Here is a 24,590-nt window from a genome sequence, read left to right as displayed (position 1 = left end):
CACACTGTTATGCCCGCAGCCTGGTAAAAAATCAGTGGCTGACGCGGTTCCCGTGCTCATCAATGACGGCTTCGCCGTCCTCTTTGGTAAACGCGCCCTGCTGCGGGTCCGGCAGTATGTCCAGAACCACTTCGGAGGGACGGCACAGCTTCGTGCCGAGCGGTGTCACTACCACCGGGCGATTAATGAGGATCGGATGAGCCAGCATGGCATCGAGCAGTTCGTCATTGCTGAAGCGGTCTTCTGCCAGGCCGAGCTGTTCGTACGGTTCGGTATTTTTGCGCAGCAGGTCGCGCACGCCGATGCCCATATCCGCAATCAGCTTCTTCAGCTCATCGCGTGACGGCGGCGTTTCCAGATACAGAATAACCGTGGGTTCGGCGCCGCTGTTACGGATAAGCGCCAGGGTATTGCGGGATGTCCCGCAGGCCGGGTTGTGGTAAATGGTAATGTCAGTCATAAGCGGTACTCCGTAAAGGGGCTGCACGGGCGCAGCCCCGGGGTTAAAGTTAAACAGACAGGCGCAGGGCCAGCGCGGCCAGCGTGACAAAAAGCACCGGCAGGGTCATCACGATGCCCACGCGGAAGTAATAGCCCCAGCTGATGGTGATGTTTTTCTGTGCCAGCACGTGCAGCCACAGCAGGGTTGCGAGGCTGCCGATAGGGGTTATTTTCGGGCCGAGGTCACAGCCGATGACGTTGGCGTAAATCATCGCCTGCTTCACCACGCCCTGTGCGCTACTACCGTCAATCGACAACGCGCCAACCAGCACGGTGGGCATGTTGTTCATGACGGACGAGAGTGCCGCCGTCAGGAAGCCGGTGCCGAGCGTTGCGCCCCATACGCCGTGCTCTGCAAACCGGTTCAGGGCGGCGGAAAGGTAATCAGTCAGTCCGGCGTTACGCAGTCCGTATACCACCAGATACATGCCCAGCGAAAAGATAACGATCTGCCAGGGCGCGCCTTTCAGCACCCTGCCGGCGTCAATCACGTGTCCTTTGCGGGCAACCAGCCAGAGAATAAACGCCGCCACCGCCGCCACCAGGCTGACCGGCACGCCGAGCGGCTCCAGAGCAAAAAAGCCAACCAGCAGAAGAACCAAAACCACCCAGCCAGCCTTAAAGGTTCGTGCATCCCGGATGGCTTCCCGCGGTGCCTTCAGCTTCGCCAGGTCATAGGTGACCGGGATGTCCCTGCGGAAAAAGAGATGAAGCATCACCAGCGTGGCCGCAATGGAGGCAATGTTCACCGGCACCATGACGGATGCGTACTCGCTGAAGCCCAGCGTAAAGAAGTCAGCCGTTACGATGTTCACCAGGTTCGATACGATGAGCGGCAGGCTGGAGGTGTCAGCGATAAAGCCCGCTGCCATCACAAACGCCAGCGTGGAGCCGGGAGTGAATCCCAGCGCCAGCAGCATGGCAATAACGATCGGCGTCAGAATTAGCGCGGCTCCGTCATTGGCAAACAGCGCCGCCACTGCGGCACCCAGCAGAACGATATACGTGAACAGCAGCCGGCCCCTGCCGCCTCCCCAGCGGGAAACGTGCAGCGCGGCCCACTCAAAAAAGCCGGACTCATCGAGCAGCAGGCTGATAATGATGACCGCAATGAACGTGCCCGTGGCGTTCCAGACAATCTGCCAGACCACCGGAATATCACCGATGTGCACCACGCCGGTCAGCAGCGCCAGCGCCGCACCGATGACGGCACTCCAGCCAATGCTCAGCCCCTTCGGCTGCCAGATGACCAGTACCAGCGTCAGGATGAAAATCGCACCTGCCAGAAACATACCCGCTCCTATTGAATACAAATGCCTGTTAAACCGGACTGATAAATTTTCGATGCGTAATATATTCGATAATCCAGATATATACCGGTAAATTTTTAAATGCAGACAGGCTTGCCGTTGGTGGTGGCGTTATCGCGTTCAGCCTGCCGGCTGAGCTGGCGGATATCATCCCGCTGGCAGAGATAAGCCTGTTCGATAACCGCCGCTGCCCACGCCGGCATATGAGGCGACAGACGATAGTGGATCCATTTTCCGTCCCGCCGGTCGGTAAGCAGCCCGTTTTCTCTCAGCAGAGCCAGATGCCGTGAGATTTTGGGCTGAGTTTCTTTCAGCACGGACGTAAGTTCACAGACGCAGAGCTCCCCTTTTTCGCGTAGCAGCAGCACGAGGCTGAGTCGGGTTTCGTCGGAAAGGCTTTTAAAAAGCTGCAGGGGGGACACGGGTGGCATGGTGACTCCTTATTGTGACTGACCTGAGTGTACCTGTGAAACTTTCTCCGTCAAATTTATATTCACTTAATCATATGTATGTGCGAACGCCGGACGAGCCTGAGCATGCAGAAGGACTTTCCGTCCGGATGCGCCTGACCGGCATTCCATGAACAGCGTTTTTGCCCTGCGCGTTGACCCCGTTAACAATTCGTGTAGAGTAAAAAGCGCTTTTTGCCGTGGTTCATCTGCCCGGCGGGCATTTGTGGCCGGTACTGAACGTCTGTTCATCCGGTCTTTCTGATTACCCGCGCTGCTCTGTCAGCCGTGAAGGAGTGATAAACACCACCATGCGTCTTACGCCACCCTGAGTCGTACCCCTCCTCTGTCGCACTGAATAAACTTCGGCGCGCACTCAAAAACATCCCGTCTGCGGATGTGCTTTTTCGTACGTAAAATTTTTGCCCTCACGGGCTGACCGTAATCAAAAACTGAGAAATGACTATGCTGCTGTCCTCGACGCGTAAGGACTGGCTGGGTAACGTCCGTGGTGACGTCCTTGCCGGTATTGTGGTCGCGCTCGCGCTTATTCCCGAAGCGATCGCCTTTTCCATCATCGCCGGAGTCGACCCGCAGGTCGGGCTCTACTCTGCGTTCTGTATTCCCCTGGTTATGGCCTTCCTCGGCGGCCGTCCGGCAATGATATCGTCCGCCACCGGTGCGATGGCGCTGCTGCTGATCACGCTTGTAAAAGACCACGGCCTGCAGTATCTGCTGGCGGCCTCGGCGCTGACCGGCGTACTGCAGCTGGCGGCCGGCTACCTGAAGCTGGGCAGCCTGATGCGCTACGTCTCCCGCTCGGTGGTCACCGGTTTCGTGAACGCGCTGGCCATCCTGATATTTATGGCGCAGCTGCCGGAGCTGACCAACGTCACCTGGCACGTTTATGCCCTGACCGCTGCGGGCCTGGGCATCATTTATCTCTTCCCGTATCTGAACAAAACCATTCCCTCGCCGCTGGTCTGCATCATCGTGCTGACCGCCATTTCCATGTGGCTGCACCTGGACGTGCGCACCGTGGGTGACATGGGCAAACTGCCGGACAGCCTGCCGGTGTTTCTGATCCCGGATATCCCGCTTAACCTCGACACGCTGATGATTATTCTGCCGTACTCGGCAGGACTTGCCGTGGTGGGGCTGCTGGAGTCGATGATGACCGCCACCATCGTGGACGACATGACCGACACGCCGAGCGATAAAAACCGCGAGTGCAAGGCGCAGGGCGTGGCCAACATCTGCACCTCCTTTATCGGCGGCATGGCGGGCTGCGCGATGATTGGCCAGTCGGTGATCAACGTCAAATCGGGCGGGCGCGGGCGGCTTTCCACGCTCACCGCCGGCGTGGTGCTGCTGCTGATGGTGGTGTTCCTGCGCGACTGGGTGTCCCGGATACCCATGGCGGCTCTGGTGGCGGTGATGATCATGGTCTCCATCGGCACCTTCTCCTGGCGCTCCATCAGCAACCTGCGCAGCCATCCGCTGTCAACCAGCGTGGTGATGCTGGCCACCGTGGTGGTGGTGGTGGCGACCGATAACCTGGCGTTTGGCGTGCTCACCGGCGTGCTGATTGCCTCGCTGAACTTCGCCACCAAGGTCGCCCGCTTTATGGCGGTCTCCTCTGAGCTGAAGGACGACACCCGCACCTATACCGTAGCCGGCCAGGTATTCTTTGCCTCATCCGATCGCTTTATGAGCCACTTCGACTTCCGTGAAGCGGTGGAGCGCGTGGTGATTGACGTAACGCACGCCCACTTCTGGGATATCACCTCCGTGAGCGCGCTGGACCGGGTGGTTATCAAGTTCCGTCGCGAAGGCACGGAAGTGGAGATCAAGGGTATGAATGACGCGACCCGCACCCTCGTTGACCGCTTCGGAGTGCATGACAAGCCTGAAGAAGTGGAAAAGCTGATGGGTGGCCATTAATTTACTGGAGAAAGCATCATGAATAACACCGTTATTGCCTGCGTTGACGGCTCGCCGTCAACCCGGCCGGTCTGTGAGTATGCTGCCTGGGCAGCCGGTAAACTTGGCGCGCCGCTGGCGCTGCTGCACGTGCTCGAAAAGAGTGAGACTCCCGCCGTGTCTGACCTGACCGGGAGCATTGGTATTGACAGCCGGGAGCAGCTGACCGAAGCGCTGGTCCGCGTCGAGGGTGAGCGCAGCCGGCTGCTGATGGCGCAGGGCAAGGCCGTGCTGGCCGGCTGTGCGGAGCTCCTGAAGCAGACCGGACAGCCGGACGCACAGCTGCTGCAAAAGCACGGCGCACTGGACGAAATCCTGGCGGAGCTGGGCGAAGTCCGGCTGATGGTGCTGGGGCGCCGCGGGACGCAGAATCAGGTAGGCAGCCATCTGGAAAGCGTCATTCGCCTGCAGAAAAACCCGGTGCTGATTGTGCCGGAGACGTTTACGCCGCCGGCGCGGGTGATGTTTGCGTACGACGGCAGCAGTGAGAGCCGTAAAAACCTGACGCGCCTGACGGTCAGCCCGCTGCTGCACGGCCTGAGCTGTCATATCGTGATGGTCAACGGTGACATGTCAGCCCTGCAGGATGCGCAGGCTGTTCTTCAGGAAGCCGGTATCACGACCGAGACACGCCTGCTGGAAGACGAGTCCGTAACCGGGGCGCTGTGCCGCTACGCGGACGCCCATGATATCGACCTCACGGTAATGGGGGCCTGCGGGCACTCCCGGTTACGGCGATTCTTTATTGGCAGCCACACCACGGAAATGCTGTCTGAAAGCCGTCAGCCCCTGCTGATGCTGCGATGAAACAGGCGGGCCTGATATCAGGCCCGCCTTCACAGGGGAAAGAGGATGACGGGTATGAAGGTAAAGGCGCGTTATTGCGGCGCATCCGTCCTGATACCGGTGGCCAGCAGGCTGGCGCCAAGAATGTAGACCAGGCAGAACAGGGCCTGAAGATGCAGGGTGACATGGTTATCTATCAGCACGCCCATGATTACCGGGGATGCCCCGCTGGCAATCACCGTCCCTGCCTCAACCGCCGAGCGCACCCTGGCCAGCTGCGCCGGACCAAACAGCTGTACCCAGAGCGCGGTGGCAAGCGTTGAGGCAATGGCCGACGATACGCCGGTCATAATCAGGTAAAAAGGCGTCACCCACTGACCGTTGCTGAGCCATAGCGCCAGCATGGCCAGGGCCTGTGGCATCAGAAACCACGGCAGCAGCCTGCGTGGTGAGAGCCGGTCAATCAGCGGGCCAAACGACAGCAGCGATACCGCCTGGGTAATGGCATAGGCAATAAACCATACCGCCACCCACGACAGCTCCCAGCCTTTCTCCTGTGCCAGCCTCGCCTGGTGGAAGAAGAAGCCGGTGGTGATAAAGGGGGAGGCCAGCACGACAGGCAGCGCCAGCAGCAGGTTGCGGTTTCGCCATACCGGCGCCTCTTTTTCTTTCTCCTCACCCCGCTTTCTGAACGTACGCAGCGGCTTCTCTTTCCCGCGGGGCAAAAACATCAGCGCGACCCCCACGCCGGCAACAAGCATTCCGGCATTGATGCCCCAGGCAGCGCGCCATCCCGTCAGCGCGCTTATCTGCACCGCAATCACAGGAAAAACGGCCTGCGCCAGCGAGAGCCCCAGCGCGATGGCGCCGAGCGCCTTGCCTGCATCAAGGGGGAACTGGCGCGCCGTTGCGGTCAGCGCAGTATGCACCATCAGTCCCTGGCCGCCGAGGCGCAGAAAGTAAAACCCGATGCACAGCATCCACGCCGCCTGTGCGCCGGAAACCAGCAGGCAGGCCGTGAGCAGCAAAAGGGTGACCGCCAGCGTGAAGCGGCGGGTCGTGGTGTAGTCAATCAGCCGTCCGGCCCAGGTCAGCGTGATGGCGCTCATCACCGTTCCGATTGCGTACAGGCCGCCCAGTCCGCCGTCGGTGAGCCCAAAGGCCTCACGAAAATCCTGCCCGTAAAGTGAGACAAAATAGGTCTGTCCAAAGCTGGACATGGCCATCAGCATCGCACCGAACGTAAGGTGAGAGGCGTGATGAAACATAAACCGAAAAAGCTGACGCATGAATATCCCTGAAGGCGGGCTGCAGCCCGCCGATTAATCACGACGTGTCCGTACCGGCTGCTGCGGACACGGCGCCTGCGTCCCTGAAGCAGGTACACGCGGGTTCACCGTGAAAGGTGGCAGTCCCGTAACGGATATGAGAGAACGGTACCCGGCGCGGACTGGCTGTCGCGGCAGGCTCTCTGATAAAGGACGGGCGAAGAGAAACTCAGGGTGGCGTAATGTGCATGACTCACAGTCAGATATAAAATGCTGCCGAAACGATAATTTTTAATGCTCTTCAGGTCAAGCCTGAAAACGGGCTCCTCATGCCCGCCGCAGGGGGAGTCGCACAAAAACAGTGGATAGCCGCTTGATTAACGCCCGTGACCGGGCCAGAATTGCGGCGAGGTGATGGCGTTCCACCTTACCCAACCGCTTCCCCTGAGAAGCTGATGACGCCTGATATTACTCCCCTTTAACCGGGAGTATGTCAGGCCGCCCCGTATCATCAGCCTGCATACTCCCTCTGACACAGAGGTAAACCCCGTGAAATCTTATCTGGCCATTATCATTGGTGGATCCGCTGGCTGCCTGATCCGCTGGCTGCTTGGCGCACGCCTGAACAGCCTGTTTCCTGACCTGCCACCGGGCACGCTGGTAGTGAACCTTGCGGGCGGATTTATCATTGGTGCGTCGCTGGCCTGGTTCATGCGCCATCCTGACCTGGATCCGGCCTGGCGATTACTTGTTATCACCGGGCTGTGCGGTGGGCTGACCACGTTTTCCACGTTTTCCCTGGAAATATTCTCACAGCTGCAGTCCGGTAATTATTTCTGGGCGTTTACTTCACTGCTGGTAGGGGTCGTCTCAGAAAACGGAAAATAAAGCACGCTAAGCCGGTTGCAGCGGCCGTAGCGGCCTGAACTTGCCCGCGCCGATCTTGGCGCTGCTGCGCCAGAGGTAATCGCCGGTCAGGTTGATGTGCTCCCAGCCGAGCGGCGACAGGTACTGCAACAGGCCGTCATCGACGGCTTGACCGTGGCCACGCAAGGCGTTCGCGGCCCGCTCCAGATAGACCGTGTTCCATAGCACGATGGCCGCCGTCACCAGGTTGAGGCCGCTGGCCCGGTAGCGCTGCTGCTCGAAGCTGCGGTCGCGGATTTCCCCCAGGCGGTTGAAGAACACGGCGCGGGCCAGCGCGTTGCGCGCCTCGCCTTTGTTCAGCCCGGCATGCACGCGGCGGCGCAGCTCGACGCTTTGCAGCCAGTCCAGGATGAACAGTGTGCGCTCGATGCGTCCCAGCTCACGCAGGGCGACGGCCAGGCCGTTCTGGCGCGGGTAGCTGCCAAGCTTCCTGAGCATCAGCGAGGCCGTCGCCGTGCCCTGCTTGATCGAGGTGGCCATCCGCAGGATTTCATCCCAATGGGCGCGGACGTGCTTGATGTTGAGCGTGCCGCCGATCATCGGTTTCAACGCCTCGTAGGTGGCATCGCCCTTCGGGATGTAGAGCTTGGTGTCGCCCAGGTCACGAATGCGCGGGGCGAAGCGGAAGCCCAGCAGGTGCATCAACGCGAAGACGTGGTCCGTGAACCCTGCCGTGTCGGTGTAGTGCTCCTCGATCCGCAGGTCGGATTCGTGATACAGCAGGCCGTCGAGCACGTAGGTCGAGTCGCGCACGCCGACGTTCACGACCTTGGTGTGGAACGGCGCGTACTGGTCGGAGATATGGGTGTAGAACGTCCGCCCTGGGCTGCTGCCGTATTTCGGATTGATGTGGCCGGTGCTCTCGGCCTTGCTGCCGGTGCGGAAGTTCTGGCCGTCCGACGATGACGTGGTGCCGTCGCCCCAATGCCCGGCGAAGGGATGTCGGAACTGCGCGTTGACCAGCTCGGCCAGTGCCGCCCCGTAGGTTTCGTCGCGGATGTGCCAGGCTTGCAGCCAGGCCAGCTTGGCGTAGGTCGTGCCGGGGCACGATTCCGCCATCTTGGTCAGGCCCAGGTTGATCGCGTCGGCGAGGATCGTGGTCAGCAACAGGTTTTTGTCCTTGGCCAGGTCGCCTGACTTCAGGTGGGCGAAGTGCCGGGTGAAGCCCGTCCATTCGTCTACCTCCAGCAGCAATTCGGTGATCTTGACGTGCGGTAGGATCATCGCCGTCTGGTCGATCAGGGCCTGTGCGGTATCGGGCACCGCCGCATCGAGCGGCGTGATCTTCAGGCCCGACTCCGTGATGATGGCGTCCGGCAGCTCGTTGGCCAGCGCCATGCGGTTGACGGTGGCGAGCTGCGTTTCCAGCAGCGTCAGCCGGTCATGCAGGTACTGGTCGCAATCGGTGGCCACGGCCAGCGGCAATTCGCTGGCCTGCTTGAGGCTGGCGAATTTCGCGGGCGGCACCAGGTAGTCCTCGAAGTCCTTGAACTGGCGCGAGCCTTGCACCCAGATGTCGCCGGAGCGCAGCGCGTTCTTCAGCTCCGACAGCGCGCACAGTTCGTAGTAGCGCCGGTCGATGCCGGTGTCGGTCATCACCAGCTTCTGCCAGCGCGGCTTGATGAACTCGGTCGGCGCGTCGGTGGGCACCTTGCGGGCGTTGTCGCTGTTCATGCTGCGCAGCACCTCGATGGCGTCGAGTACGTCCTTGGCGGCGGGCGCGGCCCGCAACTTGAGCACGTCGAGAAATTCCGGCGCGTAGCGGCGCAGCGTGGCGTAGCTCTCGCCGATGCGGTGCAGGAAATCGAAGTCCTCGGGTTGCGCGAGCCGCTGCGCTTCGGTGACGCTCTCGGCGAAAGCATCCCAGGACATGACGGCCTCGATGGCGGCGAACGGATCGCGGCCCGCTTGCTTGGCCTCGATCAGCGCCTGGCCGATGCGCCCGAACAGCCGCACCTTGGCATTGATCGCCTTGCCGGATGCCTGGAACTGCTGCTGATGCTTGTTCTTGGCGGCATTGAACAGCTTGCCCAGGATGCGGTCATGCAGGTCGATGATTTCGTCGGTGACGGTGGCCATGCCCTCGATGGCGAGCGCCACCAGGGTCGCGTAACGCCGCTGCGGCTCGAACTTCGCCAGGTCGGCGGGCGTCATCTGGCCGCCCTCGCGGGCGATCTTGAGCAGCCGGTTCTGGTGAACCAGCCGCTCGATGCCGGAGGGCAGGTCGAGCGCCTGCCACGCCTTGAGGCGTTCGATGTGTTCCAGCATGTGCCGCGAGTTCGGTTTGACCGGGGATTGCCGCAGCCAGGCCAGCCACGTCGTCTTGCCGTTGTCGCGGCGCTTGAGCAGATCGTCGAGGCGACGGCGATGCACGTCCGTCAGCGGCTCAGCCAAGGCGTCGTAGAGACGCCGGTTGGCGCGGGTAATCGCTTCGGCGCTCGCCCGCTCGACGGCGTTGAGGGCGGGCACAATGACCGACTGCCGCCGCAGGTGCTCGATCAAGGCTCTGGCCAGCACGATGCCCTTGTCGGTTTGCATGGCCAGCTCGGTCAGCAACTGGACAGCCTGCCGGTAGTGGCCAATCGTGAACGGCTGGAAGCCGAACACCGTTTGCAGCTCGACCAGGTGCTCGCGTCGGGTCTGCTCACGCTGCCCGTACTCGTCCCAGCTTTCGATGCCGACCTTGAGCTGGTTGGCGACCAGTCTCAGCAATGGCGGGAACGGTGGCTCATCAGCGCCAAGGATGACGCCGGGAAAGCGCAGGTAGCAGAGCTGCACCGCGAAGCCCAGCCGATTGGCCGGGCCGCGCCGCTGCCGGATGATGGAGAGGTCGCTTTCGCTGAACGTGTAGTGACGGATCAACTCATCCTTGGTGTCCGGCAACGCCAGCAGGCTTTCGCGCTCGGCGGCGGAGAGGATCGAACGGCGGGGCATGCGGTTTCCTTCTTCTTGAAAACGTAGGTTTGTGACAAGCCCGCCAAGGCAACCGGCGCGTGTCATTTTCAGAAGACGACTGCACCAATTGACGGGGTGTGACACCAAGTGTGCAGGCCACTCCTGACAGCGCAATATCAGAAGTCATCTGCACCGATCTCGACTATGCTCAATACTCGTGTGCACCAAAGCGAGGTGTGGGCATGGCGTCAGACACATCACCGATCACCGAACAAGGCGTAGCCACCCTGCCCGAGGCGGCATGGGCGCAAGCCCGGCACCGAGCAGAAATCATCGGGCCGCTGGCAGCGCTTGAGATGGTCGGGCATGACGCCGCCGACGCCGCTGCTCAAGCGCTTGGCCTGTCCCGGCGGCAGGTGTATGTCCTGATCCGCCGTGCCCGGCAAGGCGCGGGGCTGGTGACGGACTTGGCTCGCGGCCGATCCGGCGGCGGCAAAGGCAAGGGGCGTCTGCCGGAACCGGTCGAACGCATCATCCGCGAGCTGCTGCAAAAGCGCTTCCTGACCAAGCAGAAACGCAGCTTGGCGGCATTCCACCGCGAGGTCGCGCAGTCTTGCAAAGCGCAAAAGCTACGGGTGCCGGCGCGCAACACCCTGGCGCTACGGATCGCCGACCTCGATCCGCTCAAGGCCACTCGCCGCCGGGAAGGCCAGGATGCGTCTCGCAGTTTGCAAGGTGTCGGCGGTGAGCCTCCCGCCGTGACCGCGCCGCTGGAACAGGTGCAAATCGACCACACGGTTATCGACTTGATCGTGGTGGACGAGCGCGACCGGCAACCGATTGGCCGTCCGTACCTAACCGTCGCCATTGACGTGTTCACCCGCTGCCTGCTCGGCATGGTGGTCACGCTGGAAGCACCGTCCGCCGTCTCGGTCGGCCTGTGCCTCGCACATGTCGCCTGCGACAAACGCCCATGGCTGGAGGGATTGGCCGTGGAAATGGATTGGCCAATGAGCGGCAAGCCCATGCTGCTCTATCTGGACAACGCGGCCGAGTTCAAGAGTGAAGCGCTACGCCGGGGCTGCGAGCAGCATGGCATCCGGCTGGACTATCGGCCGCTCGGGCAGCCGCACTATGGCGGCATCGTCGAACGGATTATCGGCACGGCGATGCAGATGATCCACGACGAATTGCCTGGAACGACCTTCTCCAATCCCGACCAACGCGGGGAGTACGCCTCCGAGAAGATGGCCGCCCTGACACTGCGCGAGCTGGAGCGCTGGCTCGCACTGGCAGTCGGCACCTATCACGGCTCCGTGCACAACGGTCTGCTTCAGCCGCCGGCCGCGCGCTGGGCCGAGGCTGTGGCGCGCATCGGTGTACCAGCCGTCGTCACCCGCGCCACGGCTTTCCTTGTCGATTTTCTGCCGATCATCCGCCGGACGCTGACCCGAACCGGCTTCGTCATCGATCACATCCACTACTACGCCGACGCGCTCAAGCCGTGGATCGCGCGGCGCGACCGCCTTCCCGCTTTCCTGATTCGGCGCGACCCGCGCGACATCAGCCGTATCTGGGTGCTGGAACCGGAGGGTCAGCACTACCTGGAAATCCCCTACCGTACCTTGTCGCACCCGGCTGTCACCCTCTGGGAGCAACGCCAAGCATTGGCGAAATTGCGGCAGCAAGGGCGTGAACAGGTGGATGAGTCGGCGCTGTTCCGCATGATCGGCCAGATGCGCGAGATCGTGACCACCGCTCAGAAGACCACACGCAAGGCGCGGCGTGACGCGGATCGTCGGCAACACCTCAAGGCATCCGCTCGGCCGGACAAGCCCGTTCCGCCGGAAACGGACATTGCCGACCCGCAGGCCGACAACCTGCCGCCGGCCAAACCGTTCGACCAGATCGAGGAGTGGTAGCCGTGGACGAATATCCCATTATCGACCTGTCTCACCTGCTGCCGGCGGCGCAGGGTCTGGCCCGTCTGCCAGCGGACGAGCGCGTGCAGCGTATCCGCGCCGACCGCTGGATCGGCTACCCGCGAGCAGTCGAAGCGTTGAACAGGCTAGAAACCCTGTATGCGTGGCCGAACAAACAACGCATGCCCAACTTGCTGCTGGTCGGCCCGACCAACAACGGCAAGTCGATGATCATCGAAAAGTTCCGGCGCACGCATCCGGCCAGTTCTGACGCCGACCAGGAACACATCCCGGTGCTGGTCGTGCAGATGCCGTCCGAACCGTCAGTGATGCGCTTCTACGTCGCGCTGCTCGCCGCGATGGGTGCGCCATTGCGCCCGCGCCCACGGCTGCCGGAAATGGAGCAACTGGCGCTGGCACTGCTGCGCAAGGTCGGGGTGCGCATGCTGGTCATCGACGAGCTGCACAATGTCCTGGCCGGCAACAGCGTCAACCGCCGAGAATTTCTCAATCTGCTGCGTTTCCTCGGCAACGAGCTACGCATTCCGCTGGTCGGGGTCGGCACGCGCGACGCCTATCTGGCGATCCGCTCGGATGACCAGTTGGAAAACCGGTTTGAGCCGTTGATGCTGCCTGTGTGGGAGGCCAACGACGATTGCTGCTCGCTGCTGGCCAGCTTCGCCGCTTCGCTCCCGCTGCGGCGGCCTTCGCCAATTGCTACGCCGGACATGGCCCGCTACCTGCTAACGCGCAGTGAGGGCACCATCGGCGAACTGGCGCACCTGCTGATGGCAGCGGCCGTTGCCGCCATCGAAAGCGGCGAGGAAGCGATCAACCACCGCACGCTCGGCATGGCCGATTACACCGGTCCCAGCGAGCGGCGACGCCAGTTCGAGCGGGAGCTGATGTGAAACCGGCATCACGCTGGCCGCTGCATCCGGCACCCAAGGAAGGCGAAGCGCTGTCCTCGTGGCTCAATCGTGTCGCCGTCTGCTACCAGATGGATATGCTCGATCTGTTGGAACACGATCTCGGTCACAGCCAGGTCGATGATCTGGACATTGCGCCACCATCGTTGTTGCTGACGGCGCTGTCCCAGCGAAGCGGCATCGAGCTGGACCGGCTGCGCTGCATGAGTTTTGCCGGCTGGGTGCCGTGGTTGCTCGATAGTCTCGACGACCGGCTTCCGGCCGCCCTGGAAACTTATGCGTTCCAGCTCTCGATTTTGCTGCCGAAGCGCAATCGCAAGACAAGATCGGTCGCGAGTTGGCGCGCATGGCTGCCCAGCCAGCCGATCCGCCGGGCGTGTCCGATCTGCCTGAATGATCCGGCGAACCAGGCTGTGCTGCTCGCGTGGAAGTTACCTCTGATGCTGAGCTGTCCTATGCATGGCTGCTGGCTGGAGTCCTATTGGGGCGTGCCGGGGCGGTTTCTCGGCTGGGAGAGTGCCGACGCTGCGCCGCGCACGGCCAACGACGCAATAGCGGCGATGGATCGGCGTACCTGGCAGGCGCTGACGCAGGGGTACGTGGAGCTGCCGCGCCGGCGCATCCACGCCGGCCTGTGGTTCCGGCTGCTGCGCACGCTGCTGGATGAGCTGAACACCCCGCTTTCGCATTGCGGGGTTTGTGCCGGCAGCGTCCGCTATGTCTGGGAGCGCTGCGGTCATCCGCTGCGCGCCGGACAAAGCCTATGGCGTCCTTACGAAATTCTGGACCCGGCGGTGCAGTTGCAGATGCTGGAGGCGGCGGCCACCGCCATCGAACTGATCGAATCGAAGGTGGTGAGTCCACACGGGGAGCTGGCGGCGTTGTTCTCGCTGGAGACGCAAACCGGGTTTACCAATGGCCTGTCCGAGAAGAAACGTAACCCTGAGCCTGTCGATCACTGGCGGGAGGCGGTCAAGGCGCTCGACGAGGCTATTGCCGAGGCCCGGCACAATTGCGAGACGGCCCGGTCACTGTTCACCTTGGCATCTTATGGACGGCGCGACCCCGAGTCCCTGGATCGCCTTCGCGTCACGTTTGCCCAGGAGGGCATTCCCCCGGAATTTCTGTCACATTATGTTCCAAGCGGACCCTTTGCATTCCTTAGTATGAATGACGGGTTAAGTGACAAAATTTGACCATCAGAACTTTCTGACTCAGACTGTCACATAATCGAACGTATAAGTGACAGGTGCAAGATGCTGATTGGCTATATGCGGGTATCGAAAGCGGATGGTTCCCAGGCCACCGACTTGCAGCGTGATGCGCTGACCGCTGCCGGTGTCGATCCGGCGCATCTCTACGAAGATCAGGCGTCCGGCAAACGCGAGGATCGCCCCGGCCTCGCCGCATGCCTGAAAGCACTGCGCGAAGGCGACACGTTGGTGGTGTGGAAGCTGGATCGACTCGGGCGCAATCTTCGGCATCTGATCAACACCGTGCACGATCTGACCGGGCGAGGCATCGGCCTGAAGGTGCTGACCGGTCACGGCGCGGCCATCGACACCACGACGGCCGCCGGCAAGCTGGTCTTTGGCATCTTCGCTGCGCTGGCCGAGTTTGAGCGCGAACTAATCGCCGAGCGCACGATTGCAGGCTTGGCATCGGCGCGGGCGCGTGGCCGGAAGGGCGGTCGGCCGTTCAAGATGACCGCCGCCAAGCTGCGGCTGGCATTGGCGGCAATGGGGCAACCAGAAACCAAGGTTGGCGATCTCTGCCTGGAACTTGGCATCACGCGGCAGACCCTGTACCGGCATATCTCGCCGAAGGGTGAACTGCGCTCAGATGGTGAGAAACTGCTTAGCAAGCCATGACCCCAACATCCAGCCGGATGCTGGGAACCCCTAGAGCAAGCCAAGGGCCAACCCCGTTCCTATGCCTAGCATGGCTATAGCTACGGTGAGCTGTACCGTGCGCAGCGTGACCTTCTGCAAGACGCGCTTTCCCACAAAAGCGCCGATGAATGCGCAGATTGTCCCAACGGCAACAGGCAGTACCAATGCCTGAGCCTGAGTAAATTGACCGGCAAGCATGGCGGTGCCATACACCACGAGGCGCACGGCATCGACGATCACCGCCGAAACAACCCCCGTCGCCACGAATGCATCCTTGGACAAGCCAGCTTTCAACAGAAACGCCGAGCGCAATGCGCCCTGATTGCCTGAGAGTCCTCCGAAGAAGCCAGAGAGCGCCCCACCAACTGGAAGCCAGCGTGGAGGAAAGGCCAGTGCTTGAAAACGCGGGGATAGTTCCAGCAGTGCAAACAGCACGATCAAACTGCCGATAACCGCCTTCACAGGTGTGATCTCGAAATCCGAGTCAGCGAAGCTGTACTGCCACAAGGCCGGCAGTCGGTCGAACAACGTCAGGGATGCCGCACCAAGAATCGCCGTGATAGCAGCAGGCACGCTGAACTTCGCCACGACAGGCCAATCGGCTTGCCGGGCCATCAGCCCGAACTTGAAGAGATTGTTGGCGAAATGCACCACAGCAGTCGCCGCGATGGCTAATGGCAATGGGAAGAACAGGGCGAACACCGGCATCAGGATCGTTCCCAAACCGAAGCCTGAAAACAAGGTCAGCCCAGATGTCAGTAGGGCCACAAGGCCGATCAGAACGAACTCCATGATGCGCGCCTTTATTTATCGTGTTTCGTTATCGAAGTTCGATTATTATGCTCCAACGAAACCAAAGATCAAGATGTGACCATGACCGATACCACCAAGACTGACCGCAGCCCGTGGGCTGTTTTTCTGGTCTTTCTCCGATTGGGCCTGACCTCTTTCGGCGGCCCGATTGCCCATTTGGGCTACTTCCGCGATGAGTTCGTGACGCGACGGCAGTGGTTGACCGAGCGCAGCTATGCAGATTTGGTCGCCCTCTGCCAATTCCTGCCGGGGCCGGCCAGCAGTCAGGTTGGCATCGCAATTGGGCTGTCACGATCCGGCTATGCCGGGGCGTTGGCTGCGTGGGCTGGTTTCACGCTGCCTTCAGCGATTGCGCTGATCCTGTTTGCGCTGGGCATTGCCAGCTACGGGGATGCGATGCCGTCTGGCGTACTGCATGGATTGAAGGTGGTCGCCGTGGCGGTGGTCGTGCAAGCCGTATGGGGAATGGCTCGCAATCTCTGTCCAGACGCACCGCGCATCACCATCATGGCGGCGGCAACCTGCTTTGTTCTTTTGGTGCCGTCCACCTTGGGGCAGGTGGGGGTTATCGCCATTGCAGCGGTCATAGGTCTGTTGCTATTCAAACCTCAGCAGGGGGCAGCGCATGATCCATTGCCAATTGCCATCCGGCGTCGCGTTGGATTGTTCTGGCTGACGCTGTTCTTTGCGCTGCTGATGGGGTTGCCGTTGTTGACCGCCACATTCCCGAACCAGACGCTGTCGATGGTGGATGCCTTTTACCGGGCTGGATCACTGGTCTTTGGTGGCGGGCACGTCGTGCTCCCGCTGTTGCAAGCCGAAGTGGTGCCTTCCGGCTGGGTCAGCAATGACGCATTTCTGGCAGGCTACGGTGCCGCGCAGGCGGTTCCTGGCCCCTTGTTCACCTTTGCGGCGTTTCTCGGTGCTTCGATGAACCAGGCACCCTCCGGCTGGTTTGGTGGCTTGGTCTGCCTGCTTGCGATCTTCGCGCCGTCCTTCCTGCTGGTCGTGGGTGCGTTGCCGTTTTGGGAACGTCTGCGCCGCAACTCCCGCACGCAAGCGGCGTTGTTGGGCATCAACGCGGCCGTGGTTGGCCTGCTGCTGGCAGCCCTCTATCAACCGGTATGGACGAGCGCGATTCATGCACCGCAAGACTTCGGCTTGGCCCTTGTGGCATTAGTTGCCCTGATGTTCTGGAAGCTGCCGCCGTGGCTAGTCGTAGTTGGTAGTGGTGTCGCGGGCTGGTTGTTGAGCGTGACCCTGTGAGGTTCCGAGCGTGACCGACAAAGACCTTTACGGTGGATTGATCCGTTTGCACATCCTGCATCACGCAGCCGAAGAACCCATCTTCGGCCTCGGCATCATCGAGGAATTGCGACACCACGGTTACGAGATCAGCGCAGGCACCTTGTATCCGATGCTGCACGGATTGGAAAAGAAGGGCTATCTCACTTCACGGCATGAGCGCACCGGTCGACGGGATCGGCGGGTGTATGAGATCACCGAGCAAGGCCGCGTGGCGCTGACCGATGCCAAAGCCAAGGTCAAGGAGCTGTTTGGCGAACTGATTGAAGGCAAATGATTTGCTTATGGTTGTAGTGCAGTTGACTTCTGATAGTCCGTGCAGTCGCCTTCTGAAAGTGACAGCGCGGCACGGGAATCAAGGCATTGCGATTCTCGAAAATAGTTCTTGAAATTCTATTCTTGATTGCATATCATCTCAACGAGTTTCGATAAGAAAGGATGCGCATGCGACCGTCTGTTGTGCTTGACATGAAGCGAAGCGCAGTGCGTGAAGCGGTAGGCCGCTTTCGCGCCGCGAACCCGCGCGTCTTCGGCTCGGTGCTGCATGGCACCGACCGGGATGGCAGCGACCTCGACCTGTTGGTCGATGCGCTGCCCGGTGCCACGTTGTTGGACTTGGGCGATTTGGAAGAAGAACTGAAATCGCTGCTCGGCGTTGACGTCGATCTGCTGACTCCCGGCGACCTGCCGCCGAAGTTCCGGGCCAAGGTGCTCGCGGAGGCGCAACCGATATGAGCGAGAACCGCCTGCCCGATTACCTCGACCACATTCAGCAGGCCGCAACCGATGCGCGCAGCTTCGTGGAAGGGATGGCCAAGGACGACTTCTTGGCCGACAAGCGCACCCAGCAGGCCGTCATCATGAGCCTGATCGTCATCGGCGAGGCGGCCACAAAGGTGATGGATGGCTACGTCGAGTTCACCCAGGCGCATGCCGACGTGCCGTGGCGCAGCATGCGCAATATGCGTAATCGCATGGCTCACGGCTATTTCGACATCAACCTCGATGTGGTGTGGGAGACGGTACAGGAATGGCTGCCGGCGTTGCTCCAGCAATTGCCCGCCGTGCGTCAGGATGCCGACGATGAAGACCGTAACGACAACTGTGAAAGAGGGATCTCCGATGACTGTTGAATCGAGAATATTTTCTGTAGCCGAGTATGTTCAGCCGTCCGAAGGCGAGCCTATTCGTTCCGTTGTGCTTGAAACCCGAGACTCAATTATCGTGGTTTGGCATGTCCATCCCGGGCAGGAAATTGCGGCTCACATTCATCCTCACGGCCAAGACACGTGGACTGTTTTGTCGGGAATGGCTGATTACTTTCAGGGCAATGGGATTGTTCGTGCCCTCAGGGAAGGTGAGATAGCCGTGGCAAGACCGGGCCAAGTGCACGGGGCGCGAAATACAGGTACCGAGCCATTTGTGTTAGTCTCGGTTGTGGCATCAGCCAATGCCGGTTTCGTATTGGCTGAGCGATAGAGCCCAATCTCTGGAGTTGGTCCAATGAGCGGTCGGGGAGATAGGTAACAGACATGCAGCGGACACGGCTGCTAAACCAGGTCGCAAACCTCCTTGCGTCGCAGCGTGCCGCAAGCGACGCGATCAATCGAATGGGGTCGGCATGAGACTGAACACCATCCAGTTCCCGACCGCGTAGCCGCCTGTCCTGCCGATCAGGTCTTGACCATCGACGCCTGGGATCAGTCCTGAATGTTCTTGGAGACCACTACGTTATGAGCCGCAGCCGCCGCAAAACACCCATCGTCGGGCACACGACCTGCGGCAGCGAGCGCGAGGACAAGAAGCTCTGGCATCAGCGCTGGCGCACCCGTGAGCGCACGGCGCTGACCAGCGCGTCGCCCGAAGCCCTGAGCGCCCATCTGCCCCTGCTGGAAAACCAGGCCAGCAGCGTCTGGTCGATGGGCAAGGATGGCCGCTCCTACTGGCCCGTCAAGCGCCAGGCCGCCACGGCGGATCGCATCGCCAATCACAAGGGACGCAACCCGCAAGAACGCGCCTCCCTGAAAAAGCGCCTGCTGCGCAAGTGGATGAGCAAATGAAGCTCTCCTTCCATCAGCACATTGCGCTGTTCTGGATGATCGGTGCTCCGGGCGTCTTCGCGCCCGTGATCGAGAACGCCAAGCGGCCCGATGCCGGCGCCGTCATGGCGTGGGGTGTCGCGATCGTGGCGGTGATGATCCTCTTCACCCCTTTGCTGCTGCGCTGTCCACCATTCCGGCGCTGGTATGGCCGGACGGATGCGCTGTCGGAGCGGCAGCGCCAGGCGCTTGCCGAGCGCGGCCTGCGCCGCTACTACCAGACCGCTTTCGATGACGGCTACGTGCCCCGCGTGATGCCCTACGTGTGGCGCATCATCTGGACGGTCGGCGGGTTGATGGCTGTGACCGCCGTACTGCCTACCAACACCGGACGGCCAGCCTTCGATGCCTTGGTGGTCTTCTCGACCTGGTATCCGATAGGCGTGATGCTGCTGGTTTTCGCGTCGAGGCCCCTTGGCCGGTTGATTCGCCAAAGAGCACAGGAGCGGCGGAAATGAGCACGTCAACCATCGAGGCGCTGGCCAGCGCCTGGGCAAGGATTGCCGAGGAAGCGGAATTCCCCGCTGACTACGAGGGGACTGCCACACCACAAGCGCATCGGGCTAGCGAAGCTATTCAGGAGCAGATTCGGGAGCGCATCGTCGCCACCAACGACATGCGGCTGTTCAGCCTGCTGCACCTGCTGGGTCAGGCGTCGCTGCGCATGGAGCAAGCGCTGTGGCCGGAGGATTACGAGCGGATGACGCGCGAGGTTGAGGAAGCCCTGCGGCAAGCCACCGACGCCAACGCCAGATCGTACACCCACGAAGAAGTGATGCAGGCGATGCAGGAACGCATCGACCGGGCGCGAGACAAGCCATGTTGATTGGCTATGCGCGCGTCTCGACGCAGGATCAGAACCTGGAGCTGCAACGCGAAGCCTTGAGCAAGGCCGGATGTAAAAAGGTCTTCGAGGACAAGGTGAGTGGCACGCGGGCAGACCGGCCTGGCTTGGCCAAGACGCTCGAAATGCTGCGCGAAGGCGATACTTTGGTCGTCTGGAAGCTCGACCGGCTGGGCCGGTCGGTCAAGCAACTGGTCGATCTGGTCGGCGATCTGCACAAGCACGGTGTCCAGTTCAGGAGCCTCACCGACTCCATCGACACCGGCACACCATCCGGGCGGTTCTTCTTCCACGTCATGGCGAGCCTTGCCGAAATGGAGCGCGAGCTGACCGTCGAGCGCACCCGCGCCGGGCTGGAAGTCGCCAAGCAGCTCGGCCGCAAAGGCGGCCGCAAGCCGAAGATGACCGACAGCAAGATCGAGTCGGCCAAGAAGCTGCTGGCCAGCGGGGTGCCGCCCAAGGACGTGGCCAAGAACCTCGGCGTGTCCATTCCGACGCTGTACCGCTGGGTGCCAGCCTCCACGCACGCTTAGCGTGCTTTATTTTCCGTTTTCTGAGACGACCCCTGGTACACGTAACCGGCTCCATTCTGATGACTGCCCTGGGTTTTTTTGTCGTCACATGGCTGCTGTGAGCGTGTGGCTGATGACGGATAAAAATGCCCCTGCCTGCGGCAGCTTTACAGGGCTTTACCTCTTCCGCCTGAAGCGGGCCGGACGTTATGATAAAATTAACGTCACGCTAATTCGTTAATTTATCAGCAATTAATTATCGTATTTTTTATATCTTCAGCGTAGCTCAGCCGGCTTATCCTCTGATAACCAGCGGTTGTATATCAGGGGAAGGCCTGTTTTTTTTGAATAAAGGGAGGGAGTGTGTCAGAAATCCCAGACAGAAATAAAAAGAGGATGTCAGAAGTGCCATCTGCATTTTTCAGCTCGCCCGCAGCCGGCGGCATCGTGCTCATCATCGCCTCAGCAGCCGCTATCATCGTGGCTAACTCTCCGCTCAGGGAGGGATATGAGGTATTCCTGAAATACAACGCCGCCGGCCTCTCCGTTGAGCACTGGATAAACGACGCCCTGATGGCCGTGTTCTTCATGATGGTCGGCCTGGAAATCAAGCGCGAGCTTCTCACCGGTCAGCTTGCCACCTGGGGCCAGCGCGCGCTGCCGGGATTTGCCGCGCTGGGCGGGATGGCCGTGCCTGCGGCCATTTACGTATGGTTTAATGCGGGCAGCGATGAAACCCTCGCTGGCTGGGCAATTCCTGCCGCCACGGACATTGCCTTTGCGCTCGGGGTACTGGCACTGCTGGGCAGTCGCGTACCTGCCTCGCTGAAAATTTTCCTGTCGGCGCTGGCTATTCTGGACGACATGGGCGCAGTGGCTATTATTGCGCTCTTCTATACCAGTAATATTTCGTTTCTGATGCTGGCCGGTGCGGCGGTCACGGTTGCTCTGCTGTTTATCATGAACCGTGCCGGGATTACCCGGCTGTTTCCCTATCTGCTGGCGGGGGGCGTGCTGTGGTTTTTCATGCTTCAGTCCGGGGTGCACGCCACCATCGCGGGTATCCTGCTGGCGCTCTTTATCCCGCTGCGGGTAACCGATCCGGATAAACAATCCCCTCTTGCCCGGCTGGAGCACGGCATCAATCCGTGGGTGACGTTTCTGATACTGCCGCTGTTTGGCTTCGCAAATGCGGGGGTCGCGCTCTCCGGTATGACGGCTGATGACCTGATGTCGCCGGTACCGGTCGGCGTTGCGCTGGGCCTGTTTGTTGGCAAGCAGGCGGGCATTTTCGGCCTGTCGCTGCTGGCCGTCAGCCTGGGCCTGGCAAAACGGCCTGAAAAAAGTACCTGGCTGCAGGTTTACGGCGTATCGGTCCTGTGCGGAATAGGGTTTACCATGAGCCTGTTTATCGGCAACCTGGCGTTTGCAGAAAGCCCCCTGTTGGTGGACGAGGTCAAGGTGGGGGTACTTGCCGGCTCTGTACTGGCAGCACTGGCGGGTATGCTGATACTGCGCTTTTCTCCTTCGCATCCTTCCCGGTAACGCATTCGGGTCCGGAAAATCCCCGTGATGACGGGGATTTTTATTTCCCTGCAAACTTATTAATCAACAGGGCCACCTTCATTACCGTCGGCATTTATTCAGGTGCTTATCATCACACTGGTGCCCGCATTTATAGTTTGCCGAAAAAATTCGCACCGTTAATCATGCAGGTACAAACAAAAAGCAGTCTTTTTGTCAATCATGGCAACTTTTCCTGGCCGCCCCCGGTTATGTCGGTTCTCTCGCCTGTTATTAATGTAGCGGGTAATGTCCCATTTCAAAAAGGGGAAAGGGAGAGGCATGCTGATGTCTAAAATCAGAATGCCCCCGGAGTTCTGTTTATGGATGAGAACCTACAGCTGCTTGTGTCCTGCCAGAATTTTCAGGCCAATGATACCCGCCAGAATCAGTCCGAAACAGGCAATGCGTAACAGGCCCTTATCTTCATTTAAGTAAATTATTCCGTACGCTGCTGTCCCTAAAGCACCAATCCCGACCCAGACCGCATAAGCGGTTCCTACAGGAATAGTCCGTGTTGCCAGGGACAAAAAGTACATGCTCACACCGATAAATGTCAGGCAAAAAATACTGGGGTAGATCCGGGTAAATCCCTCAGTCCGGAGCATTGACGCGGCATAGGGGTTTGAAGGCCAATGGAACGAAAACGTACGTTAAGAATGTAATTTATTGATATTCATAAAAATAAAAAAAGGATCGCTGATTGATCCTTTTGTTTTGCTATTTGAATTTCGATAAACATTAACCACGAGAATGCAGTAGCTCGGCTATCTCATGAGCAATTTCATCGATTGTATGAGTTGCAGTACTACGAGCAACTTTGTCTGCTAATGATGGACTAAAATCGACAACTTCTTGTTTTGTAATATTATGCCATATGGGAAGCAATATTTGCTCACCAGAAATAGCACGAGTGACGATTCCATCAAGTTCATAATTTGTCCAACCTTTGCTTATAAACGCCGGAGACAAAACTACTAACCCAACACGACTGTTTGCTAAACCTTTGTCTATTTTTTGTCTCAGGCTGTCACCAATTCTTAACGTCATTTCGTCATACCATACATTAAGGCCGTGACTGATTAATGAGTTTGCCAGAGAGCGAACAAAATCATCTTTATCCTCTGAGGCATGCGAAATAAATACGTCATGTATCTCGTTGCTCTGTGCTGTTGACGGTGGTCTGTTATCTCTTACCAGACTAGGAACTTCGCTTAACGGCCTATCCTGAATTTCAGGAAGAACCCCTGGAAGAACGCGAACAGAAGCCCTGGTACTCCCCCTTAATCCCTGCATATCTACAGCAATATGCCAATGGCCTGATGAAGGGATCTGTAACCTTATGGGGGAGCGCTTTGCTAACCCACCAATGTAGGAATGTCGTCGGCCATTCTTATAACTACTGAAGTTAGAACTATCCATTAGTCTAACATTTGCACCACTGGTAAGGGTGATTTCAACAATCTCCCCTCTTTTTCTTTGACCAAGATCATTATGGATGAATTGCATGTAAGTCTGCTCTCTTCATTTGAATTGGAAGAATGTAGCCACTTCCTGATTATACTGTATCCAGTGGTTGAGAGTATCTCTTAGTGTGAAAAAATAAATTATAAGACTTTTACTCGGTATGGATGAAGATGTAAAATCCGTAAACCAGAGAATAAATGAGGAAAAAGCGTGACCAAGCACAAAGTTTTCATCAGTTACCACCATGCTAATGACCAATGGTACAAAAACGAACTTGAAAAAATGAATGATGTTTTTGATATTTTTGTGAATCGCTCGGTATCACTTGGTGACATTGATGAAGAAGAAGAACCTCAAAAGATCAGAGAAATAATAAGGGATGAATATTTACGTGATACATCCGCTCTTATTTTACTCGTTGGGACTGAGACTAAAAATAGAAAGCATGTTGATTGGGAATTATATTCATCCATGAGGGATAGTCCCAGAAACGGCAAATCAGGTATTTTTATTATAAATCTTCCTTCAACAGGGACAAACAACATTAGAGCCAGTCATGGTGAAAATGAAAAAAATGAATTTCATCCTAATATAACCGAGTGGATAACAATCAACGACAGAACAACATATAAAGAAATATATCCATATATGCCTGAAAGAGTTATCGATAACTTGATGAGTGAAAAGTCATATATATCAATAGTCAACTGGGATCAGATACACAATAACCCAGAAAACCTTAGAAAAATGATTGAGTTAACATATCAAGATAAAGATAAGTGCGAATACGTTTTTTCTACCCCAATGAGAATGCGTAATGGCTAGCAGAAACAGTAAAGGGGAGTATGATACTCCCCTTTACTTGTTACCAATCCCATTTGGTGGTGTTCACGTTAAATGTTTGTTGAACCCGTGATGTGAAAAAATCATTTACTACTTTAAAATCGTTACATATTTTACTGTAGTTATAGTATTGCTTTTGTATTTTATTTATAGGCGTCAGGTGAACTTTTAATGGTGTATTAGTTATAACATCAATAACTTCATCCTTATCTGATATATATTTATACCATCTTTTATAATTATTTTGATTTTTAGTTAAAAATTTATTTAACACCATTAACA

The 24,590-nt window shown here is 58.7% G+C and carries 26 protein-coding genes, 1 pseudogene and 1 riboswitch; of the genes and pseudogenes, 18 read left to right on the top strand and 9 right to left on the bottom strand.

Features of this window, described 5'->3' with window-relative positions; all coding sequences use genetic code 11:
• Positions 1–31: 31 nt before the first annotated feature.
• The 3 genes from arsC to IPZ49_RS12835 form a co-directional block, all read right to left on the bottom strand.
• The gene (arsC, locus tag IPZ49_RS12845; protein ID WP_001549888.1) at positions 32–460 is read right to left on the bottom strand and encodes a glutaredoxin-dependent arsenate reductase; all 429 of its coding nucleotides are present in this window, start codon (positions 458–460) and stop codon (positions 32–34) included.
• Between the two features lie 49 nt (positions 461–509).
• Positions 510–1,793, bottom strand: coding sequence for an arsenic transporter (locus IPZ49_RS12840; RefSeq protein ID WP_001549887.1), 1,284 nt, complete (start codon positions 1,791–1,793; stop codon positions 510–512).
• 95 nt (positions 1,794–1,888) lie between these two features.
• The gene (locus IPZ49_RS12835; protein WP_001549886.1) at positions 1,889–2,242 is read right to left on the bottom strand and encodes a metalloregulator ArsR/SmtB family transcription factor; all 354 of its coding nucleotides are present in this window, start codon (positions 2,240–2,242) and stop codon (positions 1,889–1,891) included.
• A 483-nt stretch (positions 2,243–2,725) separates the two neighbouring features.
• Here IPZ49_RS12835 and IPZ49_RS12830 point away from each other — a divergent pair, with 483 nt between their 5' ends.
• Both IPZ49_RS12830 and IPZ49_RS12825 read left to right on the top strand, forming a co-directional pair.
• Positions 2,726–4,204, top strand: coding sequence for a SulP family inorganic anion transporter (locus IPZ49_RS12830; protein ID WP_001549885.1), 1,479 nt, complete (start codon positions 2,726–2,728; stop codon positions 4,202–4,204).
• A gap of 18 nt (positions 4,205–4,222) precedes the next feature.
• Entirely contained in the window at positions 4,223–5,050 is an 828-nt protein-coding gene (locus IPZ49_RS12825) for a universal stress protein (RefSeq protein WP_004118529.1), read from the top strand.
• A gap of 71 nt (positions 5,051–5,121) precedes the next feature.
• Here IPZ49_RS12825 and IPZ49_RS12820 read toward each other — a convergent pair whose 3' ends face one another.
• Positions 5,122–6,318 carry an MFS transporter gene (locus tag IPZ49_RS12820; RefSeq protein WP_001549953.1) on the bottom strand — a complete coding sequence of 399 codons (1,197 nt, stop codon included), beginning with the start codon at positions 6,316–6,318 and terminating at the stop codon, positions 5,122–5,124.
• A gap of 380 nt (positions 6,319–6,698) precedes the next feature.
• Positions 6,699–6,769: riboswitch (Fluoride riboswitch) on the top strand.
• Positions 6,770–6,846: 77 nt separating this feature from the next.
• On the opposite strand from IPZ49_RS12820, the gene crcB reads away from it, so the two are divergent.
• Complete coding sequence (gene crcB, locus IPZ49_RS12815) at positions 6,847–7,185, top strand: fluoride efflux transporter CrcB (protein ID WP_032693988.1); 339 nt, start codon at positions 6,847–6,849, stop codon at positions 7,183–7,185.
• A gap of 6 nt (positions 7,186–7,191) precedes the next feature.
• Here crcB and IPZ49_RS12810 read toward each other — a convergent pair whose 3' ends face one another.
• On the bottom strand, positions 7,192–10,158 hold the full coding sequence (locus tag IPZ49_RS12810; protein ID WP_015065644.1) for a Tn3-like element ISPa38 family transposase: 2,967 nt from the start codon (positions 10,156–10,158) through the stop codon (positions 7,192–7,194).
• Positions 10,159–10,361: 203 nt separating this feature from the next.
• On the opposite strand from IPZ49_RS12810, the gene IPZ49_RS12805 reads away from it, so the two are divergent.
• Genes IPZ49_RS12805 through IPZ49_RS12790 form a run of 4 tightly spaced genes read left to right on the top strand, consistent with a single transcriptional unit; the run spans position 10,362 to position 14,841 of the window.
• Positions 10,362–12,041 (top strand): Mu transposase C-terminal domain-containing protein, encoded by a 1,680-nt coding sequence (locus IPZ49_RS12805; protein WP_040110292.1) that lies wholly within the window; start codon positions 10,362–10,364, stop codon positions 12,039–12,041.
• Positions 12,042–12,043: 2 nt separating this feature from the next.
• Positions 12,044–12,952 carry a TniB family NTP-binding protein gene (locus IPZ49_RS12800; protein ID WP_040110293.1) on the top strand — a complete coding sequence of 303 codons (909 nt, stop codon included), beginning with the start codon at positions 12,044–12,046 and terminating at the stop codon, positions 12,950–12,952.
• The gene (locus IPZ49_RS12795) at positions 12,949–14,166 is read left to right on the top strand and encodes a TniQ family protein (protein WP_040110294.1); all 1,218 of its coding nucleotides are present in this window, start codon (positions 12,949–12,951) and stop codon (positions 14,164–14,166) included. The genes IPZ49_RS12800 and IPZ49_RS12795 overlap by 4 nt, the downstream gene beginning before the upstream one ends.
• A 60-nt stretch (positions 14,167–14,226) precedes the next feature.
• Entirely contained in the window at positions 14,227–14,841 is a 615-nt protein-coding gene (locus IPZ49_RS12790; protein ID WP_040110295.1) for a recombinase family protein, read from the top strand.
• A 30-nt stretch (positions 14,842–14,871) separates the two neighbouring features.
• Here the strand turns inward: IPZ49_RS12790 and IPZ49_RS12785 are convergent, their stop codons facing one another.
• The gene (locus tag IPZ49_RS12785; RefSeq protein WP_040110296.1) at positions 14,872–15,654 is read right to left on the bottom strand and encodes a sulfite exporter TauE/SafE family protein; all 783 of its coding nucleotides are present in this window, start codon (positions 15,652–15,654) and stop codon (positions 14,872–14,874) included.
• A gap of 81 nt (positions 15,655–15,735) precedes the next feature.
• On the opposite strand from IPZ49_RS12785, the gene chrA reads away from it, so the two are divergent.
• From chrA to nhaA, 10 genes are all read left to right on the top strand, one after another.
• A complete protein-coding gene (gene chrA / locus IPZ49_RS12780) occupies positions 15,736–16,941 on the top strand; it encodes a chromate efflux transporter (protein WP_040110297.1) in 1,206 nt (401 codons plus the stop codon).
• A gap of 10 nt (positions 16,942–16,951) precedes the next feature.
• Entirely contained in the window at positions 16,952–17,257 is a 306-nt protein-coding gene (locus IPZ49_RS12775) for a PadR family transcriptional regulator (protein WP_040110298.1), read from the top strand.
• Positions 17,258–17,424: 167 nt separating this feature from the next.
• Complete coding sequence (locus IPZ49_RS12770) at positions 17,425–17,715, top strand: nucleotidyltransferase family protein (RefSeq protein WP_001247892.1); 291 nt, start codon at positions 17,425–17,427, stop codon at positions 17,713–17,715.
• The gene (locus IPZ49_RS12765) at positions 17,712–18,113 is read left to right on the top strand and encodes a DUF86 domain-containing protein (RefSeq protein ID WP_001293886.1); all 402 of its coding nucleotides are present in this window, start codon (positions 17,712–17,714) and stop codon (positions 18,111–18,113) included. The genes IPZ49_RS12770 and IPZ49_RS12765 overlap by 4 nt, the downstream gene beginning before the upstream one ends.
• Positions 18,103–18,459, top strand: a complete 357-nt coding sequence (locus IPZ49_RS12760) for a cupin domain-containing protein (protein ID WP_000215515.1) — start codon at positions 18,103–18,105, stop codon at positions 18,457–18,459. Before IPZ49_RS12765 ends, IPZ49_RS12760 begins: the two co-directional genes overlap by 11 nt.
• A 254-nt stretch (positions 18,460–18,713) precedes the next feature.
• On the top strand, positions 18,714–19,040 hold the full coding sequence (locus IPZ49_RS12755) for a hypothetical protein (protein ID WP_003100858.1): 327 nt from the start codon (positions 18,714–18,716) through the stop codon (positions 19,038–19,040).
• Complete coding sequence (locus tag IPZ49_RS12750) at positions 19,037–19,537, top strand: hypothetical protein (protein WP_003100856.1); 501 nt, start codon at positions 19,037–19,039, stop codon at positions 19,535–19,537. Before IPZ49_RS12755 ends, IPZ49_RS12750 begins: the two co-directional genes overlap by 4 nt.
• Positions 19,534–19,905 (top strand): hypothetical protein, encoded by a 372-nt coding sequence (locus tag IPZ49_RS12745; protein WP_003100853.1) that lies wholly within the window; start codon positions 19,534–19,536, stop codon positions 19,903–19,905. The genes IPZ49_RS12750 and IPZ49_RS12745 overlap by 4 nt, the downstream gene beginning before the upstream one ends.
• On the top strand, positions 19,899–20,456 hold the full coding sequence (locus tag IPZ49_RS12740) for a recombinase family protein (protein WP_003100847.1): 558 nt from the start codon (positions 19,899–19,901) through the stop codon (positions 20,454–20,456). The genes IPZ49_RS12745 and IPZ49_RS12740 overlap by 7 nt, the downstream gene beginning before the upstream one ends.
• Positions 20,457–20,831: 375 nt before the next feature.
• Entirely contained in the window at positions 20,832–21,980 is a 1,149-nt protein-coding gene (gene nhaA / locus IPZ49_RS12735; RefSeq protein ID WP_011977829.1) for a Na+/H+ antiporter NhaA, read from the top strand.
• A gap of 353 nt (positions 21,981–22,333) precedes the next feature.
• Here the strand turns inward: nhaA and IPZ49_RS12730 are convergent, their stop codons facing one another.
• Positions 22,334–22,606 (bottom strand): multidrug efflux SMR transporter, encoded by a 273-nt coding sequence (locus IPZ49_RS12730; protein ID WP_074143158.1) that lies wholly within the window; start codon positions 22,604–22,606, stop codon positions 22,334–22,336.
• A gap of 133 nt (positions 22,607–22,739) precedes the next feature.
• Positions 22,740–23,507 (bottom strand): DUF1883 domain-containing protein, encoded by a 768-nt coding sequence (locus IPZ49_RS12725; RefSeq protein WP_001159650.1) that lies wholly within the window; start codon positions 23,505–23,507, stop codon positions 22,740–22,742.
• Positions 23,508–23,675: 168 nt separating this feature from the next.
• Here IPZ49_RS12725 and IPZ49_RS12720 point away from each other — a divergent pair, with 168 nt between their 5' ends.
• Positions 23,676–24,290 (top strand): TIR domain-containing protein, encoded by a 615-nt coding sequence (locus tag IPZ49_RS12720; protein ID WP_000160641.1) that lies wholly within the window; start codon positions 23,676–23,678, stop codon positions 24,288–24,290.
• Between the two features lie 40 nt (positions 24,291–24,330).
• On the opposite strand, the pseudogene IPZ49_RS23170 reads toward IPZ49_RS12720, so the two are convergent.
• A pseudogene (locus tag IPZ49_RS23170) lies at positions 24,331–24,590 on the bottom strand (hypothetical protein); the annotation flags it as partial.

The organism is Enterobacter cloacae complex sp. S2, assembly GCF_015159675.1.
In the GTDB taxonomy this organism is placed as follows: domain Bacteria; phylum Pseudomonadota; class Gammaproteobacteria; order Enterobacterales; family Enterobacteriaceae; genus Enterobacter; species Enterobacter intestinihominis.
The sequence above is the reverse complement of the archived record's forward strand: the minus strand, read 5'-3'. Positions and strand labels throughout refer to the sequence as shown.